At 65.2% G+C, this 24658-nt stretch carries 22 protein-coding genes; 12 read left to right on the forward strand and 10 right to left on the reverse strand.

All coding sequences use genetic code 11. The features are described from left to right. Nucleotides 1-55 precede the first annotated feature (55 nt). From FRAAU_RS04460 to FRAAU_RS04475, 4 genes are all read right to left on the reverse strand, one after another. Nucleotides 56-2215, reverse strand: coding sequence for an AsmA family protein (locus tag FRAAU_RS04460; protein WP_014402377.1), 2160 nt, complete (start codon nucleotides 2213-2215; stop codon nucleotides 56-58). Between the two features lie 151 nt (nucleotides 2216-2366). Beyond that, complete coding sequence (locus tag FRAAU_RS04465) at nucleotides 2367-3146, reverse strand: siderophore-interacting protein (protein WP_014402378.1); 780 nt, start codon at nucleotides 3144-3146, stop codon at nucleotides 2367-2369. After that, nucleotides 3143-3481 (reverse strand): helix-turn-helix domain-containing protein, encoded by a 339-nt coding sequence (locus FRAAU_RS04470; protein WP_014402379.1) that lies wholly within the window; start codon nucleotides 3479-3481, stop codon nucleotides 3143-3145. Before FRAAU_RS04470 ends, FRAAU_RS04465 begins: the two co-directional genes overlap by 4 nt. Continuing rightward, complete coding sequence (locus FRAAU_RS04475) at nucleotides 3474-4055, reverse strand: PadR family transcriptional regulator (RefSeq protein WP_014402380.1); 582 nt, start codon at nucleotides 4053-4055, stop codon at nucleotides 3474-3476. Before FRAAU_RS04475 ends, FRAAU_RS04470 begins: the two co-directional genes overlap by 8 nt. A gap of 148 nt (nucleotides 4056-4203) precedes the next feature. Between FRAAU_RS04475 and FRAAU_RS04480 the strand changes: the two genes are divergently transcribed. Together FRAAU_RS04480 and FRAAU_RS04485 are read left to right on the forward strand one after the other, a co-directional pair. Continuing rightward, complete coding sequence (locus tag FRAAU_RS04480; protein ID WP_014402381.1) at nucleotides 4204-5112, forward strand: DMT family transporter; 909 nt, start codon at nucleotides 4204-4206, stop codon at nucleotides 5110-5112. A gap of 52 nt (nucleotides 5113-5164) precedes the next feature. Then, nucleotides 5165-7027, forward strand: a complete 1863-nt coding sequence (locus tag FRAAU_RS04485; protein WP_014402382.1) for an ABC transporter ATP-binding protein — start codon at nucleotides 5165-5167, stop codon at nucleotides 7025-7027. Between the two features lie 32 nt (nucleotides 7028-7059). Here the strand turns inward: FRAAU_RS04485 and FRAAU_RS04490 are convergent, their stop codons facing one another. Together FRAAU_RS04490 and FRAAU_RS04495 are read right to left on the reverse strand one after the other, a co-directional pair. After that, nucleotides 7060-7647: a class I SAM-dependent methyltransferase gene (locus FRAAU_RS04490; RefSeq protein WP_014402383.1), complete on the reverse strand. Its 588-nt coding sequence runs from the start codon at nucleotides 7645-7647 to the stop codon at nucleotides 7060-7062. 106 nt (nucleotides 7648-7753) lie between these two features. Continuing rightward, entirely contained in the window at nucleotides 7754-8737 is a 984-nt protein-coding gene (locus FRAAU_RS04495; protein ID WP_014402384.1) for a peptidylprolyl isomerase, read from the reverse strand. 194 nt (nucleotides 8738-8931) lie between these two features. On the opposite strand from FRAAU_RS04495, the gene FRAAU_RS04500 reads away from it, so the two are divergent. From FRAAU_RS04500 to FRAAU_RS04525, 6 genes are all read left to right on the forward strand, one after another. Beyond that, on the forward strand, nucleotides 8932-9939 hold the full coding sequence (locus FRAAU_RS04500) for a 2-hydroxyacid dehydrogenase (protein ID WP_014402385.1): 1008 nt from the start codon (nucleotides 8932-8934) through the stop codon (nucleotides 9937-9939). 34 nt (nucleotides 9940-9973) lie between these two features. After that, a complete protein-coding gene (locus FRAAU_RS04505; protein ID WP_014402386.1) occupies nucleotides 9974-11002 on the forward strand; it encodes an aspartate-semialdehyde dehydrogenase in 1029 nt (342 codons plus the stop codon). Next, nucleotides 10999-11301, forward strand: a complete 303-nt coding sequence (locus FRAAU_RS04510) for a hypothetical protein (protein WP_014402387.1) — start codon at nucleotides 10999-11001, stop codon at nucleotides 11299-11301. Before FRAAU_RS04505 ends, FRAAU_RS04510 begins: the two co-directional genes overlap by 4 nt. 85 nt (nucleotides 11302-11386) lie before the next feature. Continuing rightward, nucleotides 11387-13270 carry a motility hub landmark protein FimV gene (locus tag FRAAU_RS17810; RefSeq protein ID WP_014402388.1) on the forward strand — a complete coding sequence of 628 codons (1884 nt, stop codon included), beginning with the start codon at nucleotides 11387-11389 and terminating at the stop codon, nucleotides 13268-13270. 72 nt (nucleotides 13271-13342) lie between these two features. Beyond that, a complete protein-coding gene (gene truA, locus FRAAU_RS04520) occupies nucleotides 13343-14113 on the forward strand; it encodes a tRNA pseudouridine(38-40) synthase TruA (protein ID WP_014402389.1) in 771 nt (256 codons plus the stop codon). Next, nucleotides 14110-14775, forward strand: coding sequence for a phosphoribosylanthranilate isomerase (locus tag FRAAU_RS04525; protein WP_014402390.1), 666 nt, complete (start codon nucleotides 14110-14112; stop codon nucleotides 14773-14775). The genes truA and FRAAU_RS04525 overlap by 4 nt, the downstream gene beginning before the upstream one ends. 10 nt (nucleotides 14776-14785) lie before the next feature. Here FRAAU_RS04525 and FRAAU_RS04530 read toward each other — a convergent pair whose 3' ends face one another. Then, nucleotides 14786-15703, reverse strand: coding sequence for a LysR family transcriptional regulator (locus FRAAU_RS04530; RefSeq protein WP_014402391.1), 918 nt, complete (start codon nucleotides 15701-15703; stop codon nucleotides 14786-14788). A 104-nt stretch (nucleotides 15704-15807) separates the two neighbouring features. Here FRAAU_RS04530 and trpB point away from each other — a divergent pair, with 104 nt between their 5' ends. The 3 genes from trpB to accD all read left to right on the forward strand — a co-directional run bounded on the left by trpB (nucleotide 15808) and on the right by accD (nucleotide 18831). Continuing rightward, a complete protein-coding gene (trpB, locus tag FRAAU_RS04535; RefSeq protein WP_014402392.1) occupies nucleotides 15808-17037 on the forward strand; it encodes a tryptophan synthase subunit beta in 1230 nt (409 codons plus the stop codon). A gap of 56 nt (nucleotides 17038-17093) precedes the next feature. After that, nucleotides 17094-17897 carry a tryptophan synthase subunit alpha gene (gene trpA / locus FRAAU_RS04540; protein ID WP_014402393.1) on the forward strand — a complete coding sequence of 268 codons (804 nt, stop codon included), beginning with the start codon at nucleotides 17094-17096 and terminating at the stop codon, nucleotides 17895-17897. Nucleotides 17898-17961: 64 nt separating this feature from the next. Further along, nucleotides 17962-18831: an acetyl-CoA carboxylase, carboxyltransferase subunit beta gene (gene accD / locus FRAAU_RS04545; protein WP_014402394.1), complete on the forward strand. Its 870-nt coding sequence runs from the start codon at nucleotides 17962-17964 to the stop codon at nucleotides 18829-18831. Between the two features lie 75 nt (nucleotides 18832-18906). Here the strand turns inward: accD and FRAAU_RS04550 are convergent, their stop codons facing one another. The 3 genes from FRAAU_RS04550 to FRAAU_RS04560 all read right to left on the reverse strand — a co-directional run bounded on the left by FRAAU_RS04550 (nucleotide 18907) and on the right by FRAAU_RS04560 (nucleotide 24002). Further along, nucleotides 18907-20103: an N-acetylmuramoyl-L-alanine amidase gene (locus FRAAU_RS04550; RefSeq protein WP_014402395.1), complete on the reverse strand. Its 1197-nt coding sequence runs from the start codon at nucleotides 20101-20103 to the stop codon at nucleotides 18907-18909. A 2203-nt stretch (nucleotides 20104-22306) separates the two neighbouring features. Beyond that, entirely contained in the window at nucleotides 22307-22870 is a 564-nt protein-coding gene (locus FRAAU_RS04555) for a phosphatase PAP2 family protein (RefSeq protein ID WP_014402396.1), read from the reverse strand. Further along, on the reverse strand, nucleotides 22845-24002 hold the full coding sequence (locus FRAAU_RS04560; protein ID WP_014402397.1) for a glycosyltransferase family 4 protein: 1158 nt from the start codon (nucleotides 24000-24002) through the stop codon (nucleotides 22845-22847). The genes FRAAU_RS04555 and FRAAU_RS04560 overlap by 26 nt, the downstream gene beginning before the upstream one ends. Before the next feature lie 140 nt (nucleotides 24003-24142). On the opposite strand from FRAAU_RS04560, the gene FRAAU_RS04565 reads away from it, so the two are divergent. Beyond that, nucleotides 24143-24592: a DUF4399 domain-containing protein gene (locus tag FRAAU_RS04565; RefSeq protein WP_014402398.1), complete on the forward strand. Its 450-nt coding sequence runs from the start codon at nucleotides 24143-24145 to the stop codon at nucleotides 24590-24592. Nucleotides 24593-24658 lie beyond the last annotated feature (66 nt).

The following is a 24658-nucleotide window of genomic DNA, read 5'->3' on the forward strand; positions in this document are numbered from 1 at the left end:
GTTGCCGGCGTCCGGTGAGCGGAGCGGCAACTTCCGGGTCCCGGCAGGCTCGGGATCAGCCGGCCTTGGGCCGAAACTTGCCAGCGGCCGGTTTTCGCGGTTTGCCGGTCGCTCGCACCGGCTCCGCCCGCAGCTGCTGCAAGGTGGCGCGACAGGTGTTCCGGCTCTGATCGCCATGGCTGGGTGAAATCAGCGCCAGCAAGGCGGCCGGCGGGGCGACGATGCCCAGCCCGATCGCGGCGGCGGCCCGCAGGATCAGCGGTCCGGCCTTGACGCCGATGCTGGGATCCTTGAACGTGCCGGCGACATACAGTGGCGAGCGCAAGGTCAGGATCCGCAGGCCACGGGTATGCGGCGTCACGGTCAGATCCATCTTCTCGTCGCGCATGTCGATATCGCCTTTCACATGGATCAGCGCATCCGGGGTATCCAGCAGGAACAGCTTGTTGTCGATCAGGCCATGGCTGGCCTGCAGGTCGGCGGCGGCACAATTGATCTTCACGTTGTGATCGCCAAACAATTTTCCGACCACGATATTGCCGATATTGAGTCCGGCCATTTCCAGCAGATTGCGGCTGATGGCGCCATCGTTCATCACCAGCTTCAGCTGGCCATCGGCACTGCCAAGCAGGGCGGCCACCGAATTGCCGCTGGCCTTGATCGCCATGTCGCCATTGATTTCGCCCAGGCTGTTGCGCATCAGTTCGACCTTGGGAAACAGCTGGCGCAACCGCAGATGGCGGGCCTGCAGTTGCAGCGCGCCCCGCATCGGCACCTTTCCGCCGTCCAGATGCACGGTTCCGGCCAAGGTGCCGCCGGCCAGCCCGACCTGCAAAGGATCCAGTCCCAGCGCGCCCTGCTGCAGGGTCAGATGGGTGCTCAGGTCTCGGATCGGCGGTGCCGAAGGGTGGATGATCTGATCGGCCTTGAATTGCACATCGGCATTCATGGCTTGCCAGCGATCCGTGCGGAAGGACTCGACCGGCAGCACCTTGCCCTTGGGCTGGGCAGCGGCGTCACCGCGCCGGCGTTTTTCCGCGCCGGAGTCGGCGCCGATCAGAGGCGCCAGATCGGCGAAGCGCAGCAGGCGGGAATGCACCTGGCCCTTCAGGCTGGCGACCGGCTGGCCGGTGGCATAGGTGAGGCTGCCATCGATGTCACTCCGACCGACCCGACCGCTGAAGTTCTGGTAGCTGAAATAGCTGCCATGACGGCGAATCTGGGCCAGCAGATGACCGCGGGTCTCGTAGCTGGAGGTGTCCGGCAGGGTAACCCCGATCAGCGGGTACAGCTTGGCCATGCTTTGGCCGGAAAACCGCAGATACAGATTCAGTGCGCCCAGATGCACCGGGTCCATGAAGGTGCCGATCAGGGCGATCCGGGAATCACCCATCCGCAGATCGGCTTGTACCGGGAAAGGGACATCGGTTTCCTGCAAGGCCAGTACCGCGCCGATGTGGCCCTGGCCCCGGATCGGCACATGCTGGTATTTGCCCTGGATTGCCAGAGCAAACTGATACTGCGCCCTGCTGGCGGCTGGCGAGCTGATCGCCTCCAGCCCGGGGTGAGGAGTGTGCTTGCCGTCGGCGGGCCTGTTGTCGTCCGCGGAGTCCTGGGCCACCAGCTGATCATAGGGAATCGCCGTCTGCATCGGCGTGACCTTGATGTCGAAGTCGCTGACCGTGACGCTGTCCTGCAGATGCAGCGCACCTTCGCCGAAGCCGATGGTGCCGATGTCGAAGCTCCAGGCCGAGGGCGTCGTCGAGCTTGAGGACATGAACGGAAACTGCCAGTTGGCGCGGTCGGGACGGTCCCGTTCCAGATCGATGGCCGGCCCGTCCAGACGGATACCGGAAATCGACACATGGTGATGCAGCAGCGGTGGCAGAGCGATCCGCAGATGCAGGGCCTGCACGGTGGCGAACATCGGCCGCGAGGCCCAGTCGGGATTGCCGACGAGGATGTCGTTGGCCGTGATCTCGGGCGAGGGAATCCAGTGACGCCAGCCGTGCACATCGGCATCCAGCATCCAGCGGACCTTCAGGTCGCCCTGGATGGTGACGCTGCGACCCAGGGCGGCACTGGCTTCGCTGCTGATGCGCGGCCGCAGCCGGTTCCAGTTGAAGCAGGCAATCACGATGACCAGCACCACCGGCAGCAGGACCAGCAGTCCGGCCAGTACCCATATCCAGTTACGTGTGCGCTTGGATACCACCGTCGCTCCTCGGATCCTGATGGGGGTCGGGCGACGACAGGGTGATGAGCCGGCAAGGCCGGCCTGTGCCGATGCCCGATATCAGGATAAGCGAGCCGTGATCGAAAGACACCCCCGGACCGGCATTCGCCGCGGTCCGGAGCGTTGCGGTTCAGGCATCGCCTTCGCGCTTCCAATAGCCCTTGGCCTTGATCATGGCGCGCGGCACGCCACGTGCTTCCAGCTCAATCCGGATCTGGCGCGTCGTGTCCGAATCGCAGGCGATCCAGCAGACCTGTTGATCGGTCCGGACCTCATGCCGGGCGATGGCTGCACGCAGCGGCTGGCCGGGCAAATCCTGGTTGCGAGGCAGCCATTGGATGCGGATGTCTGGGCCGGTTTTCAGCGTCTGGCGATCGGCTGCCTCGGGAATTTCCACGAAGACCTGGATCTGCGCATTGGCAGGTGCTTCCTCAAGCCAGCGGCCGATCGCCGGCAGTGCGGTCTCGTCGCCGGCCAGCAGCAGGCCTTTCGGTGCGCTGCCTTCCAGGATGGCCGATCCACGCGGACCGGCAATGGTCAGCAGAGCGCCCGGTCGGGCCTGCGCGGCCCAGCGGGTGGCCGGACCATCCCCATGCAGGACGAAGTCGATGGTCAACTCCAATGCCTGCGGATCAAAGGCCCGCGGTGTGTAATCGCGGGCCGGTGAGGGCTCCAGACCTTCCGGCCAGACCGCCCCATGTTCACCTATTTCGGGCAGCACCAGATGTCCTTGGCTGTTGGGGAAAAACAGTTTGATGTGGTCGTCCGGAGCCGGACTGTGGAAGCCGGCGAGCTCGGGGCCGTGCAATACCACCCGCTGCATATGCGGGCTGATTCGGCTGACGCGGGCAACCTGCAAGGTCCGCTTGGCCAGTGGGTGACGGATCATGCGAAATTCAGGCGTGGTCATGGGGCATTCCTGTTCGGTGGGGCGGCTGGCGTCGGGCTTGCCGGGAGGGGTTCCAGGGCGCGCAGGCGCCAGTGCGTGCGTCGTTGCACGGTGGCCTCGATCAGACCGAGCCGGTGCAGGGCGCGCAGAAAACGATAAGTCGTGTCCAGGCTGGTGCTGGGGCAATGCAGGCGGGCCCGCTGCAGGATGATCACCGCGTCGGTGGCGCGCTCCAGTTCCAGCATCGCGGTCAGGATGGCGACTCTGGGCGCGGTAGGACCGAGCCCATGGCCGCGGCAGCAGCGCTTCCATGCTTCCAGCGTGGTCAGCGGATCCTGTGGCGGCAGCTCAGGCATGGCGACTGCGTCCGGCGATGGCCTGCGCGGCCTGATGGATGGCGGCCGCGCTGTCGGCGATCTCTTCGGCGGCCCAGTCGCTGCCATGCATCATCAGCGCATGCTTGAGGGCATGCATGGCCTTGCGGATATCTTCGGGCAGAGCCTGCTTGAGGGTCTGCCGGGCGCTGTGCCGCAGCCGCTCGAAGGCGGCGCTTACCGCCTCGCTCTCGTCCTGCAACAGGCGGCTCCCCAGAGGCGTGATCTCGTAGCGTTTGCGGCCCCGGCTGTTCGGGTCGATGCAGGTATGCCCGCTCTGTTCCCATTGCGCCAGGAGCGGATAGATCGAGCCCGGGCTGGGGCTGTAGTGGCCATGGAAAGCCTCCGAAATCGACTGGATCAGCTCGTAGCCATGCCGCGGCGCTTCCGCGATCAGGGCCAGCAGGATCAGGCGAAAATCACCATGGCCCATGATCCGTTGCCGGTGGCGCACGCGAGCTGGATCGTGGTCCGGATCAGCGGTGACCTGCAGCCGTGCGGCCGGCAGAGCATCCGGCGGGGAGGTGAGCAGGCGTCGGGGAGCGCGGGGAGACATGCAAGGGCAGACCGATTCAAGTGGTGAAATTACGATATATCGAAAATATATCGCAATACAAGCCGAAGGCAGTCTCTGATCCACAGGCAGGCATCTGGCGTTCACGTTATGATCCCGGCAAGATGGCTTGCTTTTGTCAGGGGTTTCGATGACATCATCCGCGTCCGTATCGCCACTGGCCGAGTCGACCAGTGCCCGTTCCTGGCTGACCAGTCTGGAATTGCTGCTGCTCGGTGCCGTGTGGGGCGGCTCCTTTCTGTTCATGCGTATTGGCGCCGGCCCCTTCGGCGCCAGCGTGCTGGTCGAGCTGCGGCTGCTGTTCGGCGCCCTGGTGCTGACGCCCTTCCTGTATCGCGCGCACCGTCATGTGCGGCGAGAGCAGTGGCCGTTCCTGCTGCTGGCTGCCCTGCTGAGTTCGGCACTGCCGTTCTTTCTGTTTGCCTGGGGTGCCGAACGGGCTCCGGCCGGCATCGGTGCCATCACCAACAGCCTGGCCGTACTGTTTACTGCTCTGATCGGGTTCCTGCTTTACCAGGACCGGATCAGCCGCCGTCGGGTGATCGCCCTGGTCGCCGGTTTTGTCGGCGTGGTGGTGCTGATGAGCCACCGTACCGCAGGCAGCGGCATCATGCTGGCGGCGCTGGCCGGCACCAGTGCGGCCTGCTGTTATGGATTTTCCGCCAATATCATCAAGCATCATCTGGCCCAGCTGCCGCCAGTGATGCTTGCAGCGATCTCGCTGTGGCTGGCGGCGCTGATGATGCTGGTTCCGGCCCTGCTGCATCTGCCGGCCGTGGTACCGCCAGCTTCGGCCTGGGGCGCGGCGATCGGACTTGGCGTGGTCTGCACTGGCTTGGCCTATGCCTTCTATTTCCGTCTGATCAGGCGCATCGGTCCGGCCCGGGCCGTCACCTGCACCTATCTGGTGCCGGTCTTCGCGGTGATCTGGGCCTGGTTGTGGCTGGACGAGGCGATCACCGTGCAGATGATCTGTGCCGGAGCCCTGATCCTGGGCGGGGTGATCTACAGCCAGCGTGACAAGGCTCCGCGGATCTGATGTCGATGCGCGCTCACGGAGCCTGCAGCCGCTGCCGCCGGGCGGTGTCGAGGTGAGCGGTCTGGGTGGGCGGCGACCACCGGCCAGACCGCAGCTGGGTTGGCGCGACCGGTTCCGCGCCTTGCAGCTGGTGCCTCGCTATCTGGTCAGCCTGTGGCAGACCAGTCCCTGGCTGACCGTGCTGGAAATCCTGCTGCGCCTGCTGGTGGCACTGGCTCCGGTGGCCGTGCTGGCGGTGGGCAAGCTGATCATCGATGCAGTGGTAGCCTGGTTGCGCAGCGGTGCGGCGGTTCCTGCCGTCCACGGCTGGATGCTGCCCGGCCATATCGGCGCTCTGCTGCTGACCGAGCTGGCCCTGGCCCTGGCCATGGAATGGTTGAGTCGTTCGATCAGCCTGGTCGACGGTCTGCTGGTGGACCGCTACAACGACCGTACCAGTCTGCGTCTGATGCAACATGCCGCGCGCCTGGATCTGGCCGACTTCGAGGATGCCGGCATCCAGGATCGTCTGGATCGTGCCCGCCGTCAGGTTGCCGGGCGCAGCAATCTGCTGTCGACCTTGGCCGGTCAGCTGCAGAACGCCATCACCATGCTCAGCTTCGCGGTGGGTGTGGCGGTGTACTCGCCCTGGCTGCTGGTGCTGATCGCGGTATCCTTGCTGCCGACCTTGGCCGGGGAATTGCATTTCGGAGCGCTGGCCTACCAGAACGACTTCGAATGGACGCCGCAGCAGCGCGAACTGGACTATGTTCGGATGCTGGGAGCCAGCGGTCAGGCGGCCAAAGAGATCAAGAGCTTCGGTCTGAATCCTTTTCTGATCGAGCGCTACCGGCGTCTGGCCGGTGAAAAGTTCCGGCTCAACCGCGAACTGGCCTGGCGGCGTACCGGCTGGCGGATGATCTACGCCACCCTGGGTACGCTGGGCTATTACCTCGCCTATGCCTGGATCGTGTGGCGTACCTTGCACGGTCATCTGGGTCTGGGCGACCTGAGTTTTCTGGCGGCATCCTTCCATCGGCTGCAGAGCCTGATGCAGGCCCAGCTGACCGCCTTCTCGCAGGTGGCCGGCCAGGCCTTGTATCTGAAGGACCTGTTCTCGTTCTTCGAGCTGCAGCCAAAGATCATCTCGCCAACGCAGCCGCGGCCGTTTCCGCAGCCGATCCGCGAGGGCTTCCGTTTCGAGCGGGTCGGACTGCGCTATCCCGGCTCCAGTCAATGGGCGCTGCGCGATCTGGATCTGCAGATCGGTGCCGGCGAGGTGATCGCTCTGGTCGGCGAGAACGGCGCGGGCAAGACCACCCTGGTCAAGCTGCTGGCCCGGCTGTACGTCCCGGAAGAAGGCCGGATCCTGCTGGACGGACACGATCTGGCCGACTATGACCTGGACGATCTGCGGGCTCACATCGGGATCATCTTCCAGGACTACATGCGTTACCACTTCACGGCAGCCGACAATATCGCCGTCGGCCGGATCCAGGATCGCGATGATCGGGCCAAGATACAGCTCGCCGCACAGCAAGGTCTGGCCGACGCGGTGATTGAAGGGCTTGAGGGCGGCTACGAGCAGATGCTGGGCAAGCTGTTTCGCGAGGGGGTCGAGCTGTCCGGCGGGCAGTGGCAGAAAATCGCCATCGCGCGTGCCTATATCCGGCAGGCCCAGTTGCTGATTCTTGACGAGCCGACCTCGGCGCTGGACGCGCGCGCCGAGGCCGAGGTCTTCCAGCGCTTCAAGGCACTGACCCAGGGGCGTTCGGCCGTGATCATCTCGCACCGCTTCTCCACGGTGCGGATCGCGGACCGGATCATCGTGCTGCAGCGTGGCAAGGTGCTGGAATCGGGCAGCCATGATGAGCTGATGAGCTGCGGCGGACATTATGCCGAGCTGTTCGAGCTGCAGGCCGCCGGCTATCGCTGAGTCGTCCGGAGCGGGACCGGGCCGCGCCTGCCTCAGACGGCGGGAGAGGCGGTGCGGCGGATCTGGTAGACCGTGGCCGGCGGCAGGTTCAGCAGTGCCCGGCCGATCCGGATCGCTTCCAGTCCGCAGGCCTGCAGGATGGTACGCGGCACCGGGCAGCGCGGACCGTAGGTGAACTGGTAGAGCACGCCATCCTCGCGCAGGTGGTGCTGAAAGGCGGAGGCCAGAATCGCCTTGACCTGGTTGCCGGGCATCGACAGCATCGGCAGTCCGCTGACCACGGCGCCCGCACGCTCGCGGCCGAAGGGACTGGGCAGGGTTTCCAGCCGGGCGGCATCGCGCTGATAGACCCGTACGCCGGGAAAGCGGCTTTCCAGACGGTCGGCCATCTGCGGATCGGCCTCCACCAAGGCCAGGCGGGCCTGCGGCACGCCACGTTTCAGCAAAGCCTGGGTAAAAACCCCGGTGCCCGGTCCCAACTCCAACACCGGATCACGCTCGGGATGGATGGCCTGCGTCATCAGTCGAGCCAGGGCGGGTCCCGATGGTGCAACCGCGCCGATGGCGCGAGGATTGCGCAGCCAGGCCTTGAGGAATTGCGTGGTATCGGTATTGATCATTCACTTGCCTCGGTGCTGCCTGGGGGGCGAAGTCCCGACCTTGGATCATGAAGGACAGGGCCGCACTGGAACCTGAATCCGGCTCCATCATGCCGCATGCGCCGGATCAGGGGGATGACGGTTCGGTGACGGACGTGGCGTGCAGCTGCAGATGACGGACCGGCAGCTCGGCACCGCAGAGTTCGACCCGACCTGGCGGCTGCGGATAGAAGTCACTGCGGTGATATCGCTGATCGTCCAGCAGCCGGGCGAAGCTGGGGCTGTCGGTGCGCAGTTGCTGCCAGATGCCCTGTTGCGCCGCCGGCAGCTCGCTGCCCAGGCGGATCGAGCGGATCGGCGTACGCTGGCCGGCCTGGGGGTAGAAGCCCATCGGTCCTGTACCGCGGGGCAGGGAGGACAGGTACTCGATGCCGGAAATCACCCGCCCGACCACCGCCAGATTGTGATCCAGTCGTCGAGGTGGCTGGCCGATCACGGCATAGAGTGCGCTGCCATTGCCCGAATCCGGTGCCACATCACGGCCCACGCCGACCATGCCATAGCAGTGGACCAGCCATTCACGACCGGTCAGCGGATCCCGGGCCGCCGGAAAGCCGTCCAGAAATCCGACCGTGGGCGCGAACAGGTCGCCATCGGGCAAGGAGGTCCAGTGATCATCGCCGGCGATGGCACGGGTAAATTCAGGGGCGATCCTGGTCTTGGCCGCGCCCAGCGGATGGGTCTTGTGCGGATCGCCACCGTCATCGGCTTCCGGGTCATCCCATTGGGCCACGAAGTTGTCCTGCACCCGTACGATGGCCAGACCGTCGAAATAACGCTGGTGGACCAGGGTCTGGATATTGGCCACATGCAAGGGACTGACAGCAGGTGCCAGTGCGATGATGACCTCGCCGGCAGGCAATTGCATATACAGCAGCTGTCGCGGATCCAGTGTCTGCCATTCCGCGGGCCGGGCCTGGGCCAGAATCGTTTCGCGCGGCGAGAGCCCGGCGGCTGCGGCCGGGTCCAGGGCGAGGCCGGCCAAGGCCGCGAACAGGCAGGACCACAGGCCTGGGCGGAGACGAGAAAGGCGGTGCGTGGACAAGAGCATGCAGGCTGTTCCGGTGACGGGGAAGCTGAAAGTAGCAAAGCCGGGCGTAGTCGGCATCCCGCCGCGCGGAGACATTTGCGTGGCCGGGGCCGTCGAATGTCTGCCACCATCGGCCCAGTGGCGCTAAACTCGGTATCAGGACCGTTTCCCTCCCGGGGTCCACGCCCCGTCGTCATTGGAGATATGTCAGCATCATGAGTCAGAAGCCGAAGCTTTGGATATCCCGCGCGCTGTTCCCCGAATGGATTGATCCGGTCCGCGAATGGGCCGACGTCGATGCTGCCGCCGAAGAGCGCGCCTACAGCCCCGAGGAATTGAAGCGGAAGCTGGCCGGTGTCGATGCCGCGATGGTCGGCCTGTCTGATCGGATCGGTGCCGACGAGGTGGCTGGCAATACCCGCCTGAAGGTGATCGCCAATCTGGGGGTGGGCTACAACAATCTGGATATTCCGGCCCTGACCGCCGCCGGCATCGTGGCCAGCAACACGCCTGAGGTGCTCAACGAAAGCGTGGCCGACTATGCCTGGGCCTTGATGCTGGCGGCGGCGCGTCGGGTTGCCGAGTCTGACCGCTTTGTCCGCCGTGGCGGCTGGAAGGGCTCGGCCTTTACCGCCTGGCTGGGGCCGGATGTCCATGGCAAGACCCTGGGCATTCTGGGCATGGGCCGTATCGGCCGTGCCATCGCCCGTCGCGCCGCCGGTTTTTCCATGAACGTGGTCTATCACAACCGTTCACGGCTGAAGCCCGAGCTGGAGCAGGAGGTCGCCGCCCGCTATGTGGACAAGCAGGAACTGATGCGCGCCTCGGATTTTCTGATCCTGATCGTACCCCTGACCCCTGAGTCGCATCATGCCATCGGCGGTGCCGAGCTGGCCTTGATGAAGCCTGAGGCGATCCTGGTCAACGTGGCCCGAGGCGGCATTGTCGACGAGCTGGCCCTGGTCGAGGCCTTGCATGCCAAACGTCTGGCCGGTGCCGCGCTGGACGTGTTCGAAGGCGAGCCCAAGGTGCGGGACGAGCTGCTGGCATTCGACAACGTGGTGCTGAGCCCGCATATTGCCAGCGCCAGCGCCGAAACCCGTCGTGCCATGGCCTTGCTGGCAATCGAGAATGTGAAGGCGGTCCTGGGGCTGGGCGAGCATGCCGGGCATCCGCCGACCGCACTCAATCCCGAAGCCCTGGGCCATCGTCGCGCCGACTGACGGTTCACTCCCATTACGCAGGACAGTACACACCATGAGTTCAAAGAGCAGCTACAAGGTCGCCATCGTCGGTGCCACCGGCGCAGTCGGGGAGACCTTGCTGTCGATCCTTGCCGAACGCCAGTTTCCGGTCAGCGAGCTGGTGCCGCTGGCCAGTGCCCATTCCGCCGGCAGCCGGATCGAATTCGGCGGCGAGTCCATCGTGGTCAAGGATCTGGCCAGCTATGACTTCGACGGTGTCGACATCGCCTTTTTCTCGGCCGGCGGAAGCGTCAGCCGCGAGCATGCCCCGCGTGCCGCCGCCGCCGGTGCCGTGGTGATCGACAACACCTCCGAGTTCCGCTACGACGACGACATTCCGCTGGTGGTCAGCGAGGTCAATCCGCATGCGATTGCCGGCTATCAGAACCGTGGCATCATCGCCAATCCCAACTGCTCGACGATGGGCATGCTGGTGGCGCTGGCGCCCATCCATCGGGCCGTCGGCATCGAGCGCATCAATGTGGCCACCTACCAGTCGGTATCCGGTGCCGGTCGGTCCGGTCTGGACGAACTGGCCAGGCAGACCGCGGCCTTGCTGAACTTCCAGGAAGTGGAGCCGGGCAAGTTTCCCAAGCAGATCGCCTTCAATGTGATTCCGCATATCGACGACTTCCAGGACAATGGCTACACCAAGGAAGAAATGAAGATGGTGTGGGAAACCCGCAAGATCCTGGAAGACGACAGTATCGCGGTGAACCCTACCGCGGTGCGCGTACCGGTGTTCTACGGCCATTCCGAGGCCGTGCATATCGAGACCCGCGACCGGATCAGCGCCGAGCAGGCACGGGCCCTGCTGGAACAGGCGCCGGGCGTGGTGGTGATCGACGAGCGCAAGAGCGGTGGCTATCCCACCGCGGTCGGCGATGCCGCCGGCAAGGACCCGGTCTATGTGGGGCGGATCCGCGAGGATATCTCCCACGACAGCGGTCTGGATCTGTGGGTGGTGGCGGACAATATCCGCAAGGGCGCGGCCTTGAATGCCGTGCAGATCGCCGAGCTGCTGGTCGAGGACTATCTGTGAATTCAGCCCGGCATGGTAGTGACTGGTTGGCCAGCGCGGTCGGTCTGATGCTGGCGCTGGTCATGGCGCCGGCCTGGGCCGGGGCGAACCGGCCGGGGGCCCTCGCCGAAGCCCGTGCCCAGGCGAAGGCACTGGCCGACAGTCAGCAGAACGTGGTGCAGTTGAGCAACGAGCTGCAAGGGCTCGAAGCCCGCGCCAGCCAGAGCCAGCAGATGCTGGGCCGGCAGGACCGGCAGATCGCCCGGCTGAAGGCGGCTCTGGAGCAGGCGGCGCGACCGGCGGCGGCTCGCAGCCATTGAGCGGTCAGACCCTTCGTCGCTGCGATGGCGAACGGTCAGCGCCGGCCGGTTCGAGCCGGCCGGATTTTCATTGATAAGGATGGGCATGAATCGAGTAGTGATGGGGTCGGTCCTGATCGGACTCGCAACGATGTACATGCCGGTCTCGGCGATGGAGTTCGGCCAGGTCCGGATCCATTCCGGGCTGGGCCAGCCGCTGCAGGCCGAAGTCCCGTTGCGGTTGCGACAGCCCGGCGAACTGGACGGAGTGCAGATCGGGCTGGCCTCGGCGGCGGAATTCAGTCATGCCGGCCTGGACGCCGGACTGGCGAGTCTGCCCTTGCAGTTCAGCCTCCGCGATGTCGGCGGTGGCCGGCAGGTATTGCAGATCAGCAGTCCTCAGCCGCTGGCGCGCCCTGATCTGGAGGTGCTGCTGGCCTTGCAGGGACCGCATGGTCGCCGTCTGCAGGAACTGCCCATCGTGCTGACGCCTGCTGCCCGGCCGATCCTGCAGGCGGCGGCTGCGAAGGCTTCCGGTGCGACGTCGGATCCGCGGCCGCAACACACCTTGGTGCAGGCAGGGCAGACGCTCTCGGCCATTGCGCAGGCACATCGTCCCTCCGGCATCTCGCTGGACCAGATGATGCTGGCTTACCAGCAGGCCAATCCACAGGCCTTCTATGCCGGCAATATCAGCGCACTGAAGGCGGGGGCCATCCTGCGGGTGCCGACCCGCGCCGAGGCCGAGGCTGTCAGCCGTGCAGCTGCCTTCCAGGCCGTGCACCAGCAGAATCTGGACTGGCATGCCGGTCGGCCGGGCCGACCCAGCCAGCTGGCCAACGCCGCCGCTCCGGCTCCGGTGGCCAGTCCCCGGCCGCCGGCAGCGGGCGACCGGTTGGCCCTGCTGGCCGGCAAAGGCCAGCCCAGTGCCGTCCAGCGGGGATCGCTGGCGCAGGAAGCCTTGCGCACCAGCCAGCAACAGGCGGCCGAGCTGGCCTCCCGGATTCACGATCTGCAAGTGATGCAGCAGGAACGTGACCGTCTGATCAGCCTGAAGAGCCAGCAGATCGCCCAGCTGCAGCAGCAGTTGCAGGCCGCACAAGTCGCCTCGCCGGCCTCGCATGCCGCGCCGCCATCAGAGGCCTCGTCCCGGCCTGCCGCAGCCGGCTCCAGTCATGATCCCCGCTGGGTATGGGGTGGACTGGCGGCCGCGGTACTGGCGGCGCTGGCCTGGCTGGCGGCCTCTCGCCGCCGTGGTCCGGATCCGGTGGCGGCCGCGGCGGTGGTCCCGCCGACGGTCGCCGCCGCCGAGCCACCGATTCCCGTCGCGCCGGCCGCTGATACCGAGCATGAACTGGCCCGTGTCAATCAGCGCTTGCAGCAGGAGCCGGGCAATATCGGTCTGCATTTCGAGCTGGCCAGCCTGTACTACGCACGTCATGACGTCGCCCATTTCGTGGCGACGGCCGAAAACATGCGCGCTCAACTGGTGCGTCCGGATGATGTCGACTGGCTCGAGGTGCAGGCGATGGGACGGGATTTGTTGCCCGCCCATCCGCTGTTTGCGTCGGCGGCACCGAAGCCGGCACCGGCACCGGCACCGGCAGCCGTCGCCGCCAGTTATGCCGCCATCCAGTCCACGCCGGCTGTCGAGGCCGAGCCTGCCGTCGCCGCGATGGCATCCGGGTCTGCAGTCGAACCCGACCAGGAACCCGCCGTCAGGCCTGAGCCTGCCGTGGAGCCGGTCTTCACCCCGCCGCCGGTAAAGGCGGAGGTGGCCGCCCCCACACCCACGCCGTCGGCTGCCGATCCGGCGCCTGCGGACAGAGGGGCGGATCCGGTCGATACCAAGCTGGATCTGGCCCGGGCCTATCTGGACATGCAGGAGCCGGCCAGCGCGCGGGCCATGCTGGAAGAGGTGCTGGCCGAAGGCAGCCAGATGCAGCAGGACGTGGCCAGGCAGCTGCTGGACGGGTTGACGCGGACTTGATCCCGCGGGGCCCGCACGCGTCAGCGGCAACAGCCTGCTAAGCTGGCGGGTCGCACATCAACAGGTTGGATCATGCGCATCGCGCTAGGCATTGAATATGACGGCACCGACTTCCTTGGCTGGCAGCGCCTGAGCCACGGCAGAACGGTGCAAGGATCGCTGGAGCAGGCGCTGAGCCGTGTCGCCGGTCAGCCGGTGGACGTGACTTGCGCGGGGCGTACCGACGCCGGCGTGCATGGGGCCTGTCAGGTGGTGCATTTCGATACCGAGGTGGAACGCGCCCCGCGCAGCTGGATGCTGGGCGCCACCTCGGCCTTGCCGCCAACCGTGGCGGTGCTGTGGGCGCAGCCGGTGGATCCGGCGTTCCATGCCCGTTTCGGCGCCCGCAGCCGTCGCTACCGTTACCGTATCCTCAACCGTCAGGTGCGGCCGGCGCTGGCTGCGCGCTATGTAACCTGGGAGCGGCGCGCGCTGGATGCCGAGCGCATGCATGCCGCCGGCCAGGCCTTGATCGGCGAGCACGATTTTTCCGCGTTCCGGGCCATTTCCTGCCAGGCGGCGCATGCCCGGCGCCAGATTTTTTCGCTGCGGGTCCATCGGGCCGGCGAGGAAGTGATCATGGATATCGAAGCCAATGCTTTTCTGCATCATATGGTTCGCAATATCATCGGCAGTCTGTTGCCGGTAGGCCGGGGCGAACAGCCGATCGAATGGATCGGCGAGCTGCTGCAGGGAAGGCGTCGCGATGTCGCCGGGCCTACGGCCCCCTCGGCTGGACTGACCTTTCTGGGTCCTCGCTACGAAGCGCATTGGGGCTTGCCGTCCGAGGTCAGCTGGACATGAGCCGGACCCGCATCAAGTTCTGCGGCATGACCCGCCTCGAAGATGCGCTGGCCGCCGCCGAGCTGGGCGTGGATGCCATCGGTGTCATTTTTGCGGCGCGCAGTCCGCGCCGCGTCACGCTCGAGCAGGCGCTGGCCATCCGCGAGGCCTTGCCGGTCTTTGTCGATCTGGTGGCCTTGTTTATGGACAATTCCGCTGCTGAAGTGCAAGAGATCAGCACGCAATTGGCGCCGGATCTGCTGCAGTTCCATGGCCGGGAAACCGAGGCCTTCTGCCAGAGCTTCGGCCGCCCCTGGCTGAAAGCCATCGCGATGGGCGAGGGGGCGGCAGCCTTGCCGGAAATGCAGTGCCACCCCGGGGCGCGGGCCTTGCTGCTGGACGGGCATGGCCTGGGCCAGCCCGGCGGCAGCGGGAAGGGCTTCGACTGGTCGCTGGTGCCGCAGACCACCTTCCAGCCACTGATACTGGCCGGCGGCCTGCACGCCGGCAATGTCGGTCTGGCCGTACGCCAGGCCCGGCCTTGGGGCGTGGATGCTTCCAGCGGCATCGAGTCGGCCCCGGGGATCAAGGATTTGCACAAGATGCGTGCCTTTGTGGCTGCCGTGGCCGAGGCCGATCACGAGGCCAGGCAGGCCTGGGACCAAGGTCTGGACGGCAGCTGATCGCTCCGGTTCAGGGACTGTCTGGTGCGGCAGGCGGCCGCGGCTCGCCCAGCTGCGTCCGGATCCATGTCGCCAGCGCCGCTATCCGTGCATCGTGGCGATGGGCCGGGGTGGCCAGCAGCCACTGGCCGGCGGTCGGCAGAAAACCCCAGGGTGCTTCCAGACGTCCGGCCGCCAGATCATCGCTGACCAGCGGCTCCGGGGCGATGGCCACACCCAGCCCGGCCACGGCTGCCTCAAGCAGGTAATACAGATGGGCAAAGCCCTGTCCTTGCCTCAGCCGGCCGACGGGCAGGTCGCAGGCTTCGGCCCAACGCTGCCAGGCCTGCGGGCGCGAGGCGGTATGCAGCAAGGCTTCCTCCAGCAGGACGGTGGCGGGAGCCTGCCGCAGCCGGGCATAGCGCGGGTGGCGGGGGCTCAAGACGGGGCCGATCCGCTCCGTTGCCAGCGGTCGTACCTGCCAGCCGGTGGGCCAGGGTGGCTCGGCCAGCAGCAGGGCCGCATCCAGACCGCCCAGTTGCGGGTCCGGAGGGGTTTCCTGCGGAGCCAGATGCAGGGTCAGGCCGGGCAGATCGGCAGCCAGTCGCTCCATCCGGGGAATCATCCAGCGTGCCAGCACGCTGGCCGGGCAACCCAGAACCAGGGCGCTGGCGGCCTGCGGTCGGGCCAATGCCTGCCAGGCATCGCGCAGCTCATCGAAGGCCGCTGCCGCGCGTCGATGCAGTTGTTCGCCGGCCGGGGTCAGGATCAGGCCGCGGCCCACCCGCTGGAACAAGGGCTGGCCCAGCTCGGCCTCCAGCTGCCGCACCTGCCGGCTGACCGCACCATGGGTGACATGCAAGGTCTCTGCCGCCCGGCTCATGCTTTGCCAGCGGGCGGCGGCGACAAAGGCACGCAAGGCGTTCAAAGAGGGCAGATCGGCAGGCATTCAAGTGATTTTTTCTCACAGGTTGACGTGATCTTATCGCTTTTCGCCGGCGTCGGCAGCGGTTAGGGTAGGCACTGCTGATGATCTTGCGGCGGGAGCCCTGCATGAAACCTGTGATCGATTCCTATCAGAACTGGCCCGATGCCCATGGCCGCTATGGCGTGACCGATGGCCAGTATTTCGGCGGCAGCTTTGTTGCCGAGACCCTGATGGCGCCACTGGCCGAGTTGACCGAAGCCTATGAGCGGCTGCGCCAGGATCCTGCCTTCCTGGCCGAACTGGATCGTGACCTGAAGTATTACGTGGGCCGGCCCAGCCCGATCTATCACGCCGAGCGGCTGTCGAAGCATGTCGGCGGGGCGAAGATCCTGCTCAAGCGCGAGGATCTCAATCACACCGGCGCGCACAAGATCAACAATACCGTCGGTCAGGCGCTGGTCGCTCGCCACATGGGCAAGCGGCGCATCATCGCCGAGACCGGTGCAGGCCAGCACGGCGTGGCCAGTGCCACCGTCGCGGCTCGTCTGGGGCTGGACTGCGTGGTCTATATGGGGGCAGTGGACATCGAGCGGCAGAAGATCAATGTCTACCGCATGAAGCTGCTGGGCGCCGAAGTGGTACCGGTCACCTCCGGGTCGCAGACCTTGAAGGACGCGCTGAACGAGGCCATGCGTGACTGGGTGACCCGGGTCGAGGACACCTTCTACATCATCGGCACGGTGGCCGGTCCACATCCCTATCCGAAAATGGTCCGCGATTTCAATGCCGTGGTCGGCCGCGAGGCGAAGGCGCAGATGCTGGCCGATTACGGTCGTCTGCCGGATGCCGTCACCGCCTGTGTCGGCGGCGGTTCCAATGCCATCGGCATTTTTCATGCCTTTCTGGATGACCCCGGCGTGCGCCTGGTCGGTGCCGAAGCCGGTGGCGACGGCATCGAGACCGGGCGGCATGCCGCACCGCTGAGCGCCGGTCGTCCTGGCGTGCTGCACGGCAACCGGACGTACGTGATGTGCGATGACGATGGCCAGATCATCGAGACCCACTCGGTCTCGGCCGGGCTGGACTATCCCGGGGTCGGTCCCGAGCATGCCTTCCTCAAGGATACCGGCCGTGCCGAATATGTCGGCATCACCGATGACGAGGCGCTGGAGGCCTTCCATCTGCTGGCCCGCACCGAAGGTATTCTGGCGGCGCTGGAGTCCAGCCATGCGGTCGCCCAGGCTATCAAGCTGGCCCGCGAGCTGCCACCCGACGCGCTGGTGCTGTGCAATGTCTCCGGTCGCGGTGACAAGGATGTCCACACCATTGCCGCCCGCGAGGGCATCCAGCTTTGAATCTGCCAGGGTCGGCATGGCCGGCCCTGACCCGTAGCGACTGCAGGGCCGTATCCATGACACGTATCGAACGCCGTTTTTCCGAACTCAAGGCGGCTGGCCGCACCGGCCTGATTCCCTTTGTCACCGCCGGCGATCCGCTGCCCGAGGCGATGGTGCCGCTGATGCACGCACTGGTGGCCGCAGGTGCCGACCTGATCGAGCTGGGGCTGCCGTTTTCCGACCCGATGGCCGATGGCCCGGTGATCCAGCACGCCAGCGAACGTGCCATCGCCCGCGGCACCGGTCTGGCCCAGGTGCTTGCCTGGGTCGCCGAATTCCGCCGCGATGATCCGGTCACGCCGGTGGTGCTGATGGGCTACCTCAACCCGATCGAGATCCACGGTTACGCCCGTTTTGCCGAGGAAGCCTGCGCGGCAGGCATTGACGGCGTGCTGCTGGTGGACTGCCCGCTGGAAGAATCGGCGGTGCTGGAACCCCTGCGCCAAGCCGGCCTGGACCAGATCCTGCTGGCAGCACCGACCACGGCCCCGGACCGACTGGCGCAGCTGTGCGAAGCCGCTCGCGGTTTCCTGTACTATGTCTCATTCGCCGGCATCACTGGCGCGGCGCGGCTGAGTACCGCCGACATCGCTGATCGCGTGACTGGCATCCGGAGCCGGTCGCAGGTTCCGGTGGCGGTGGGTTTCGGCATCCGCGACGCCGACAGTGCCCGTGCCGTGGCGGCTTTTGCCGATGCGGTCGTGATCGGTTCGGCCCTGGTGGAGACCTTGGCCGAGGCCGGCGGGAAAGATGATCTGATCGAGCGGGCCGGACGTTTTCTGGCCCCTATCCGGCAGGCGCTGGACAACGACAGTTGACGCATGACAGGTTTCCGCTGACGGCCGGACGGCAGCGGGGCCAGGAAACGAGAGGCACAGCACGATGAACTGGTTGCAGAAAATCATGAACCCGCGGACCCGCACCCAGGCGGGGCAGGTCGGCCGGGGCAAGGTGCCGGAAGGGGTCTGGGAAAAGTGTGCCGGCTGCGGCGAGGTCCTTTACGGGCCGGAACTCAAGCGCAGCCTGATGGTCTGCCCCAAGTGCGGCCACCACCACAGCATCGGCGCCCGCGAGCGCCTGCTGGCCTTGTTCGATGAAGGCTCGACCATCGAGCTGGATGCCGGTCTGGAGCCGCTGGACCCGCTGAAGTTTCGTGACTCCAAGCGTTACAAGGATCGCATCGTGGCGACCCAGAAGGCGACCGGCGAGAAGGATTCGCTGGTGTCCATGCAGGGCCTGCTGAAGGGACGTCCCACCGTGGCCGCGGCCTTCGAGTTTTCCTTTATGGGCGGCTCGATGGGGTCGGTCGGCGGCGAGAAGTTCGCCCGTGCCGGCGAGCAGGCGCTGGCTTTGCGCGCTCCCTTTATCTGCTTTGCCGCCAGCGGCGGGATGCGGATGCAGGAAGGTCTGTACTCGCTGATGCAGATGGCCAAGGCCTCGGCCGTGCTGGCGCGTCTGCGCGATGCCGGCGTGCCTTATGTCTCGGTGCTCACCCATCCCAGCACCGGCGGCGTATCGGCCAGTCTGGGCATGCTGGGTGATCTTAACATCGGCGAGCCCAAGGCCTTGATCGGTTTTGCCGGCCCGCGCGTGATCGAGCAGACCGTGCGCGAGACCTTGCCCGAAGGCTTCCAGCGCTCGGAGTTCCTGATCGACCACGGCGCCATCGACATGATCGTCGACCGCCGCCAGATGCGTGACAGTCTGGCCCAGACTCTGGGCATGCTGACCCGGCAGCCTCAGGTCGCCTGATCCGGATCACAGGCATGAAATGAAAAAAGCGGCCGCAAGGCCGCTTTTTTGTGGGGGAGATCCATCAGGAAAGGTTCAGGCCGGGCCGAGCTGCATCGGATTGTGCTGATAGAAGCTGCGGATGCTGGCATACAGTGACTCGGCCAGGGCCTGCTGGTGATGGTCGGTGATCAGCCGGCGGCAGTCGTCCGGATTGCTCATGAAGCCGTTCTCGACCAGGATCGAAGGGATATCCGGTGACTTCAGCACCGCGAAACCGGCCTGGTCCACCCGTTGCTGGTGGATGCGGGTGACCTGGCCCATATTGTTCAGAATGATCTCGCCCAGACTCAGACTGGTATCGATGGTGGCGCTCATCGACATGTCGACCAGCAGCTTGGAAATCGAGGGGTCGGCATTGCGCAGGGTGCTGCCGGCCAGCATGTACTTGTCGGCATCATTCTCGCTCTGTGCCATGAAGCGCGCCATCGCCGACGTGGCGCCATGCTGGGACAAGGCATAGACCGAGGCGCCATTGGCGCTGCGGTTGGGCGCGGCATCGGCATGCACCGACACGAACATGTCGGCCTTGTGCTGATGGGCGATGGTGACCCGCTCGAACAGTGGAATGAAATGATCGTCGTCGCGGGTCAGTGTCGGGTGAAAGGCCGGATCCTTGTCCAGCAGGTTGTGCAGTTTGGTGGCGATATTCAGTGCCACATATTTTTCGTAGTGCGACGTCGCGCTGACGGCACCGGGGTCCTTGCCGCCATGACCCGGGTCGATCGCGATCACCGCGGCCCGTCGGCCGCCCTGATGTACCAGCCTGGCCGGCTCCTGGTGGGGCTGGGCGGATGCGGTCTGCCGGGCCGACGCCAGTATCGGGGCATGCGGCAGGTCGATGGCCAGCTGGCGCGGCGCCAGGCTGTGGCCGGGCTGCAGGCTGACATGGGGCGTGATCGGCTCGCGGGTGGTCAGCACCAGGCGCAGCCCGCTGCCGCGAGGGCCGCTGCGGATGGATGTCAGCGGCGTATTGCTGAGGTCCAGATGCTGCAGCGGCAGGTGGCCGGGCACACCCTTGAAATCGATGACGATGCGTGAAGGGTTGGACAGGGTGAAGACCTGGTAGCTGACATCACCGTAGAGATCCAGCAACAGGCGACTGGACTGACCGGCGTCCTGCATGCGATAGGCTCCGACCCGAGCGGCGCCAAGGCGTTGCGAGGCAAAAGCCGCGGTCGGCGACAGCACGCTCAGGGAACCGATGAAGCCAAGAAAACGTCTGCGGTCCATGATTTATGCCCAAAGTCTGCCTGAAGCTAAAAATGATATTACAAAGTCAGTGTAAATCATTGAGCCTTTGAGGATTCTGGTCAAGTACCCTTGCCTTGCAAGAGGTTGCTTTCGATTCAGTTTTGTCTGTCTTGCGTGAAGTCTGTTGCACGCTGATGGGGACGGCCCGCTTGCAAGGGCGGCCCGGTCGGCGCCGCCATCCGGCGACACGGCAGGCCCTGTGCCCGCCGGCCGCGAAGTGGCCTGCCCAGGCCTGAATGGCAGCAGGGGCGCTTCGAGCAGGCCTGATGCGAATCGCACCCTGGGCCGGAGAGCTTTTGCTGCGGTGCGGGAGGTCTGGCCGCGGCACGTCCTTTGCAGTTTCTTTGCAGGGACTTGCTTCAGGTGAGGGCGAGGGTTGTCCACAGCGGATGTGGGTTCTGTGTGGAGGAGCATGTGGATAAGTCATTCAAGTCATTGATCATAAACAATGTGGTGACGCATTGAACAGAATTTGCACAGTCGAACTGCGCAGTCTGCCGCCATATGCCCGGCGCGTTGTTCCTGTCAGGGCCGGGAGCTTGGCCGGCTTGGCTTGACTGCCGATGGCGGCAGACCGGCGGGTCGGCCAGGGGGAGGTCGCCTTGTGACACCTCTTTTCGCGGCCCGGTTCTTGTCGGTCTCGCCTGATGCCGGCTGGTGCAGGGTTCTCTGTCCGGGCCGGGGTGAGTCAGGGCGGGCGGCTCCATTCGCGGCTGGGCTGATCTTTTGCCGTGTTTTTCACTGCCGATGTGGATGAGGCTGGTTTCAGTCAGTGTAAAAGCGCTCTATTGATCTGTTTTTGAATATGTTTTTTACGGATTGGTGAAAAGGTAGCCAGTTCTCGGCGGTGCAGCGGCAAGGACGGCGATGGCCGCAGGTATGGGAGCTGACGCAAGGCCTTGCCGCAAAGGGCCAGATCTGTACCGCAGCAGCTGACGTGAGAGTGGTCGGCGCGCCATGGCAGCGAAAACATTGTTTATCCACATGCAGTGTGGATGGACATGGCACAAGCCTGTGGACAACGTGATCAAGTGATTGATTTCAATGTCCATGAGTACGCGATGCTTATTTCGTGAGCTGACGGTTCCCTGGCGCTTGACTGACGGCCGTCCAGATGCGAACGGAGCCTGTCCTCTGCGCCGATCATCCGCGACGGAAAGCAGAAAACGCGCTACGCAGCGGCCCCAAAATCGGCAGTTCCCGTGCCCGGACGAAAGCGTGCGGAGGGCGGTATCGGCCGGATGGCACCGGGTCGTGTTTTCCACAGCAAATGTGGATGGACGCTTGGCGACCCTGTGGAAAACTTATTCAAGCTATTGAATATCATAGATATGACGACGTATTGGCGAATATGTGATCAGTTGTGACAGCCTGGGCAAGCGGCCGACGAGCGGTCGCTGCCGCTTAGTGTTCTGTCGCCCGGCGGGGGCACGGGCTGGCAGTCATGGCTGGAAGGAAGGGTTTTCCACAGCGGATGTGGACGGTAGTCTCCTCAGCCTGTGGACAAATCACTCAAGTCATTGAAGGCAATGAGGTTGGTGACGTATTGCTGAATATTTGACCATGGCCAGGTCTCGCCCTTGGGGCGATCAGGTCCGTTTCCCGGTGCGGGTTTTCCACAGGAAATGTGGATGAGCCGTGATCAATGATGTGGACAAGTTGTTCAAGTCATTGACGCCAAAGGACGTGATGACATCTTGCTGAAAAAATTGGCAGGCGCGCTGACTGCACTTTTCCAGCCCGGCCGATGCATGACAGCTCCATAACGGGCGTTGATGTCTGTTCCCGGGACGCGGACGGCCTGGTGAGACTCCGCAAGCTGGAAGCCGCGCTGTCGGTACCAGCGCAAGTCCTGGCCTGGGCCTGGTGGGGGGGGCCGTCGTTTTTGTCCACAGCGTATGTGGATGGGACGGGCATCAGGCTGTGGAAAAGATATGCAAGTCATTGATATCAAATGATGGCATGACACTTTGCGTAAATGTCCGCCAGACCTGCAAGGACATGCAAAAATCGCGTTTGGGTATCAGGATCGAGCGGTGGGTCGCAGAAAAGCCGACGAGTTTTCCACAGCGCGTGTGGATGGGACCGGCATGAATCTGTGGATAAGATACTCAAGTGATTGATTTCTTGATGTTGCCTGACGCGCTGATCAATTTTCAAGCAGGACGTTTCCGTCGATGGCTCAGAGGTTCAGCCAGTGGGCCAGGCCCAGGGTGGTGGTGCCCAGCAGCAGGCCGATACCGAGGGCAGCCAATACGTCGGAGGGATAGTGCAGGCCCAGGATGACGCGGGACAGGCCGATCAGCAGGGTGAAGGGCAGCAGCAGCAAGGCCAGCAGCGGAAAGGCATCCAGCGCGATCACCGTGAAGCTGACCGCATGCAAGGTGTGCCCGGATGGGAAGCTGAACTCGTCCAGTGGTGGTACCCGGGCGATCACGCCGGGACAGGCGCGGAACGGTCTCGGTCGCCGGGTCCAACGCTTGAGGCCGCGATACAATTGCAGGGCGATCCAGCCACCGGCCGCCATTTCCACCGCCGTGACGCGGCCTTGGCGACCGCCGAACGCGGCCAGGACCAGCATCAGCACATACCAGAAGGGGCCGTCGCCGAGCCGGCTGACGGCGCCGAACAAGGGGCCGGCCATGCGGCCGCCACCCCAGCGGTTTGCGCCGATGCACAGGCGTTGATCCCAGTCGCGATGCGGCAGGGCGGCGATGAGTTCAAGCGGGCGCAGTCTGGATGACATGATCGTTTCCATGGCTGACGGAGGCCAGAATGGCGGCGAATTCGGCAATCACGCGCTGCGGGGCCAGGTTGGCGACACTGGCCCGGGCCTGTCGGCCGCAGGCCCGGCGCCGAGCCGGATCGGTAGCCAGTTCAAGGCAGGATTCGACAAAGCGCCCGGCATCACCGGATGACACCAAGGACCCGTTTTCGCCATCGACCATATGCTCGTGGGCCGCAGCCTGGTCATAGGCGATGACGCCAAGACCGGAGGCCAGTGCTTCCAGCACCACATTGCCAAAGGTTTCGCTCATGCTGGGGAAGGGAAACACGTCGGCACTGGCGTAGTGACGGGCCAGAGCCTCGCCGCGCAGCATGCCGGTGAAATGGATCTCCGGATGCGCCCGTTCCAGCTCGGCACGCGCAGGGCCGTCACCCACCCACACGCAGCGGCTGCCGGGGCATGCGGCGCGGATCGCCTGCCAGCTGTGAATCGCCAGATCCAGATTCTTTTCCGGTGCGATGCGGCCCACGAACAGCACGACGACACTGGCCTCGTCGGCCTGCCAATCGCGGCGCAGTGCCGGATCGCGTTTTTCCGGACAGAACAGTCGAGTATCGACCGCGCGGCGCAGCAGGCGGGCATTGTCGATGCCGATGGCGGCGATTTCGGCGGCCAGGGCCTGGGTCGGCACCAAGGTAGCGAGACTGCGCAGATGAAAGCGGCGCAGCCAGGCCTCGACCATGGGACGCAGCCAGGCCACGCCGTAATGGCCTGCATAGGTATCAAAACGGGTATGAAAGCCACTGATGGCAGGGATGCCGAGTCGACGCGCAGCGGTCAGCGCGGATCCGCCCAGCGGGCCTTCAGTGGCGACATACACTGCGTCGGGCCGATCCTTTCGCCATTGCCGCTGCAGTCGATGGCGGCAAGGCAGGCCCAGTTGCAGGCCCGGATAGCGGGGCAGTGGCAGGCCGCGCATCCGTCGTACTTCCATGCCGGCCTCGGCGGCGTCAGCTTCGATCTTCTGGCGTGGCCGTACCAGCTCGACCCGATGTCCGGCCGCTACCAGTCCGGCGGCCAGGGCCTGAACGGTCAGGGACACGCCGTTGATCTCCGGCGGATAGGTCTCGCTGACAAGGCTGATATGCATGGCGCTTCCCCGAGGTTGTAGCGGCAGCTTGTCCAGATGAGATTGCGCGGGCATGGCATGGTGATGACTGGCATGTGACGGCTGGTTTCGGTCGTCGCCCGGACCTACACTCGAGCCACCGATTACGCGAGGAGAGATGTATGTCCCATGTCATGCGCAAACTGCTGATCGCGGCCGTGGCGGAGGCCGCGCTGCTGCCGGCGCTGGCGCTGGCCCAGGCCGGCCCGCTGCCTTCCGCCAAGGCGCCTTCCGGTGCCGAGGTCTATATCGAATCGCCCCGTGACGGTGCCGTCGTCGGCCAGGACTTCACCGTGCGCTTCGGGCTGAAGGGCATGGGCGTGGCGCCTGCCGGTGTCGAGCATCCCGATACCGGTCACCACCATCTGCTGGTGGACGTGACCACCTTGCCCGCCGCCGGCACGCCGATTCCGAAAGATGCCACCCATCTGCACTTCGGTGGCGGCCAGACCGAGGCCAAGATCCATCTGGCGCCGGGCACCCATACCTTGCAGCTGGAGCTGGCCGACGCCAATCACGTGCCTTTCAGCCCGGCCCTGGTCTCCAAGAAGATCACCGTCCACGTCAAATGATGCGCGACTGAAGACCTGCGCATCCGCGGCGACCCGTGAGGGTCGCCGAATGGGGTAAAATGGCCG

It is taken from the genome of Frateuria aurantia DSM 6220 (assembly GCF_000242255.2).
GTDB classification, from domain to species: Bacteria; Pseudomonadota; Gammaproteobacteria; order Xanthomonadales; family Rhodanobacteraceae; genus Frateuria; species Frateuria aurantia.

Bases quoted from the DNA above. Each gene is read 5' to 3' on its own strand.
- FRAAU_RS04470 (WP_014402379.1), bottom strand. From the start codon at position 3,481: ATGCCTGAGCTGCCGCCACAGGATCCGCTGACCACGCTGGAAGCATGG.
- FRAAU_RS04500 (WP_014402385.1), top strand. From the start codon at position 8,932: ATGAGTCAGAAGCCGAAGCTTTGGATATCCCGCGCGCTGTTCCCCGAA.
- FRAAU_RS04495 (WP_014402384.1), bottom strand. From the start codon at position 8,737: ATGCTCTTGTCCACGCACCGCCTTTCTCGTCTCCGCCCAGGCCTGTGG.
- trpB (WP_014402392.1), top strand. From the start codon at position 15,808: ATGAAACCTGTGATCGATTCCTATCAGAACTGGCCCGATGCCCATGGC.
- FRAAU_RS04505 (WP_014402386.1), top strand. From the start codon at position 9,974: ATGAGTTCAAAGAGCAGCTACAAGGTCGCCATCGTCGGTGCCACCGGC.
- FRAAU_RS04565 (WP_014402398.1), top strand. From the start codon at position 24,143: ATGTCCCATGTCATGCGCAAACTGCTGATCGCGGCCGTGGCGGAGGCC.
- FRAAU_RS04480 (WP_014402381.1), top strand. From the start codon at position 4,204: ATGACATCATCCGCGTCCGTATCGCCACTGGCCGAGTCGACCAGTGCC.
- trpA (WP_014402393.1), top strand. From the start codon at position 17,094: ATGACACGTATCGAACGCCGTTTTTCCGAACTCAAGGCGGCTGGCCGC.
- FRAAU_RS17810 (WP_014402388.1), top strand. From the start codon at position 11,387: ATGAATCGAGTAGTGATGGGGTCGGTCCTGATCGGACTCGCAACGATG.
- FRAAU_RS04525 (WP_014402390.1), top strand. From the start codon at position 14,110: ATGAGCCGGACCCGCATCAAGTTCTGCGGCATGACCCGCCTCGAAGAT.
- FRAAU_RS04530 (WP_014402391.1), bottom strand. From the start codon at position 15,703: ATGCCTGCCGATCTGCCCTCTTTGAACGCCTTGCGTGCCTTTGTCGCC.
- accD (WP_014402394.1), top strand. From the start codon at position 17,962: ATGAACTGGTTGCAGAAAATCATGAACCCGCGGACCCGCACCCAGGCG.
- FRAAU_RS04475 (WP_014402380.1), bottom strand. From the start codon at position 4,055: ATGTCTCCCCGCGCTCCCCGACGCCTGCTCACCTCCCCGCCGGATGCT.
- FRAAU_RS04550 (WP_014402395.1), bottom strand. From the start codon at position 20,103: ATGGACCGCAGACGTTTTCTTGGCTTCATCGGTTCCCTGAGCGTGCTG.
- FRAAU_RS04490 (WP_014402383.1), bottom strand. From the start codon at position 7,647: ATGATCAATACCGATACCACGCAATTCCTCAAGGCCTGGCTGCGCAAT.
- FRAAU_RS04560 (WP_014402397.1), bottom strand. From the start codon at position 24,002: ATGCATATCAGCCTTGTCAGCGAGACCTATCCGCCGGAGATCAACGGC.
- FRAAU_RS04555 (WP_014402396.1), bottom strand. From the start codon at position 22,870: ATGTCATCCAGACTGCGCCCGCTTGAACTCATCGCCGCCCTGCCGCAT.
- FRAAU_RS04465 (WP_014402378.1), bottom strand. From the start codon at position 3,146: ATGACCACGCCTGAATTTCGCATGATCCGTCACCCACTGGCCAAGCGG.
- truA (WP_014402389.1), top strand. From the start codon at position 13,343: ATGCGCATCGCGCTAGGCATTGAATATGACGGCACCGACTTCCTTGGC.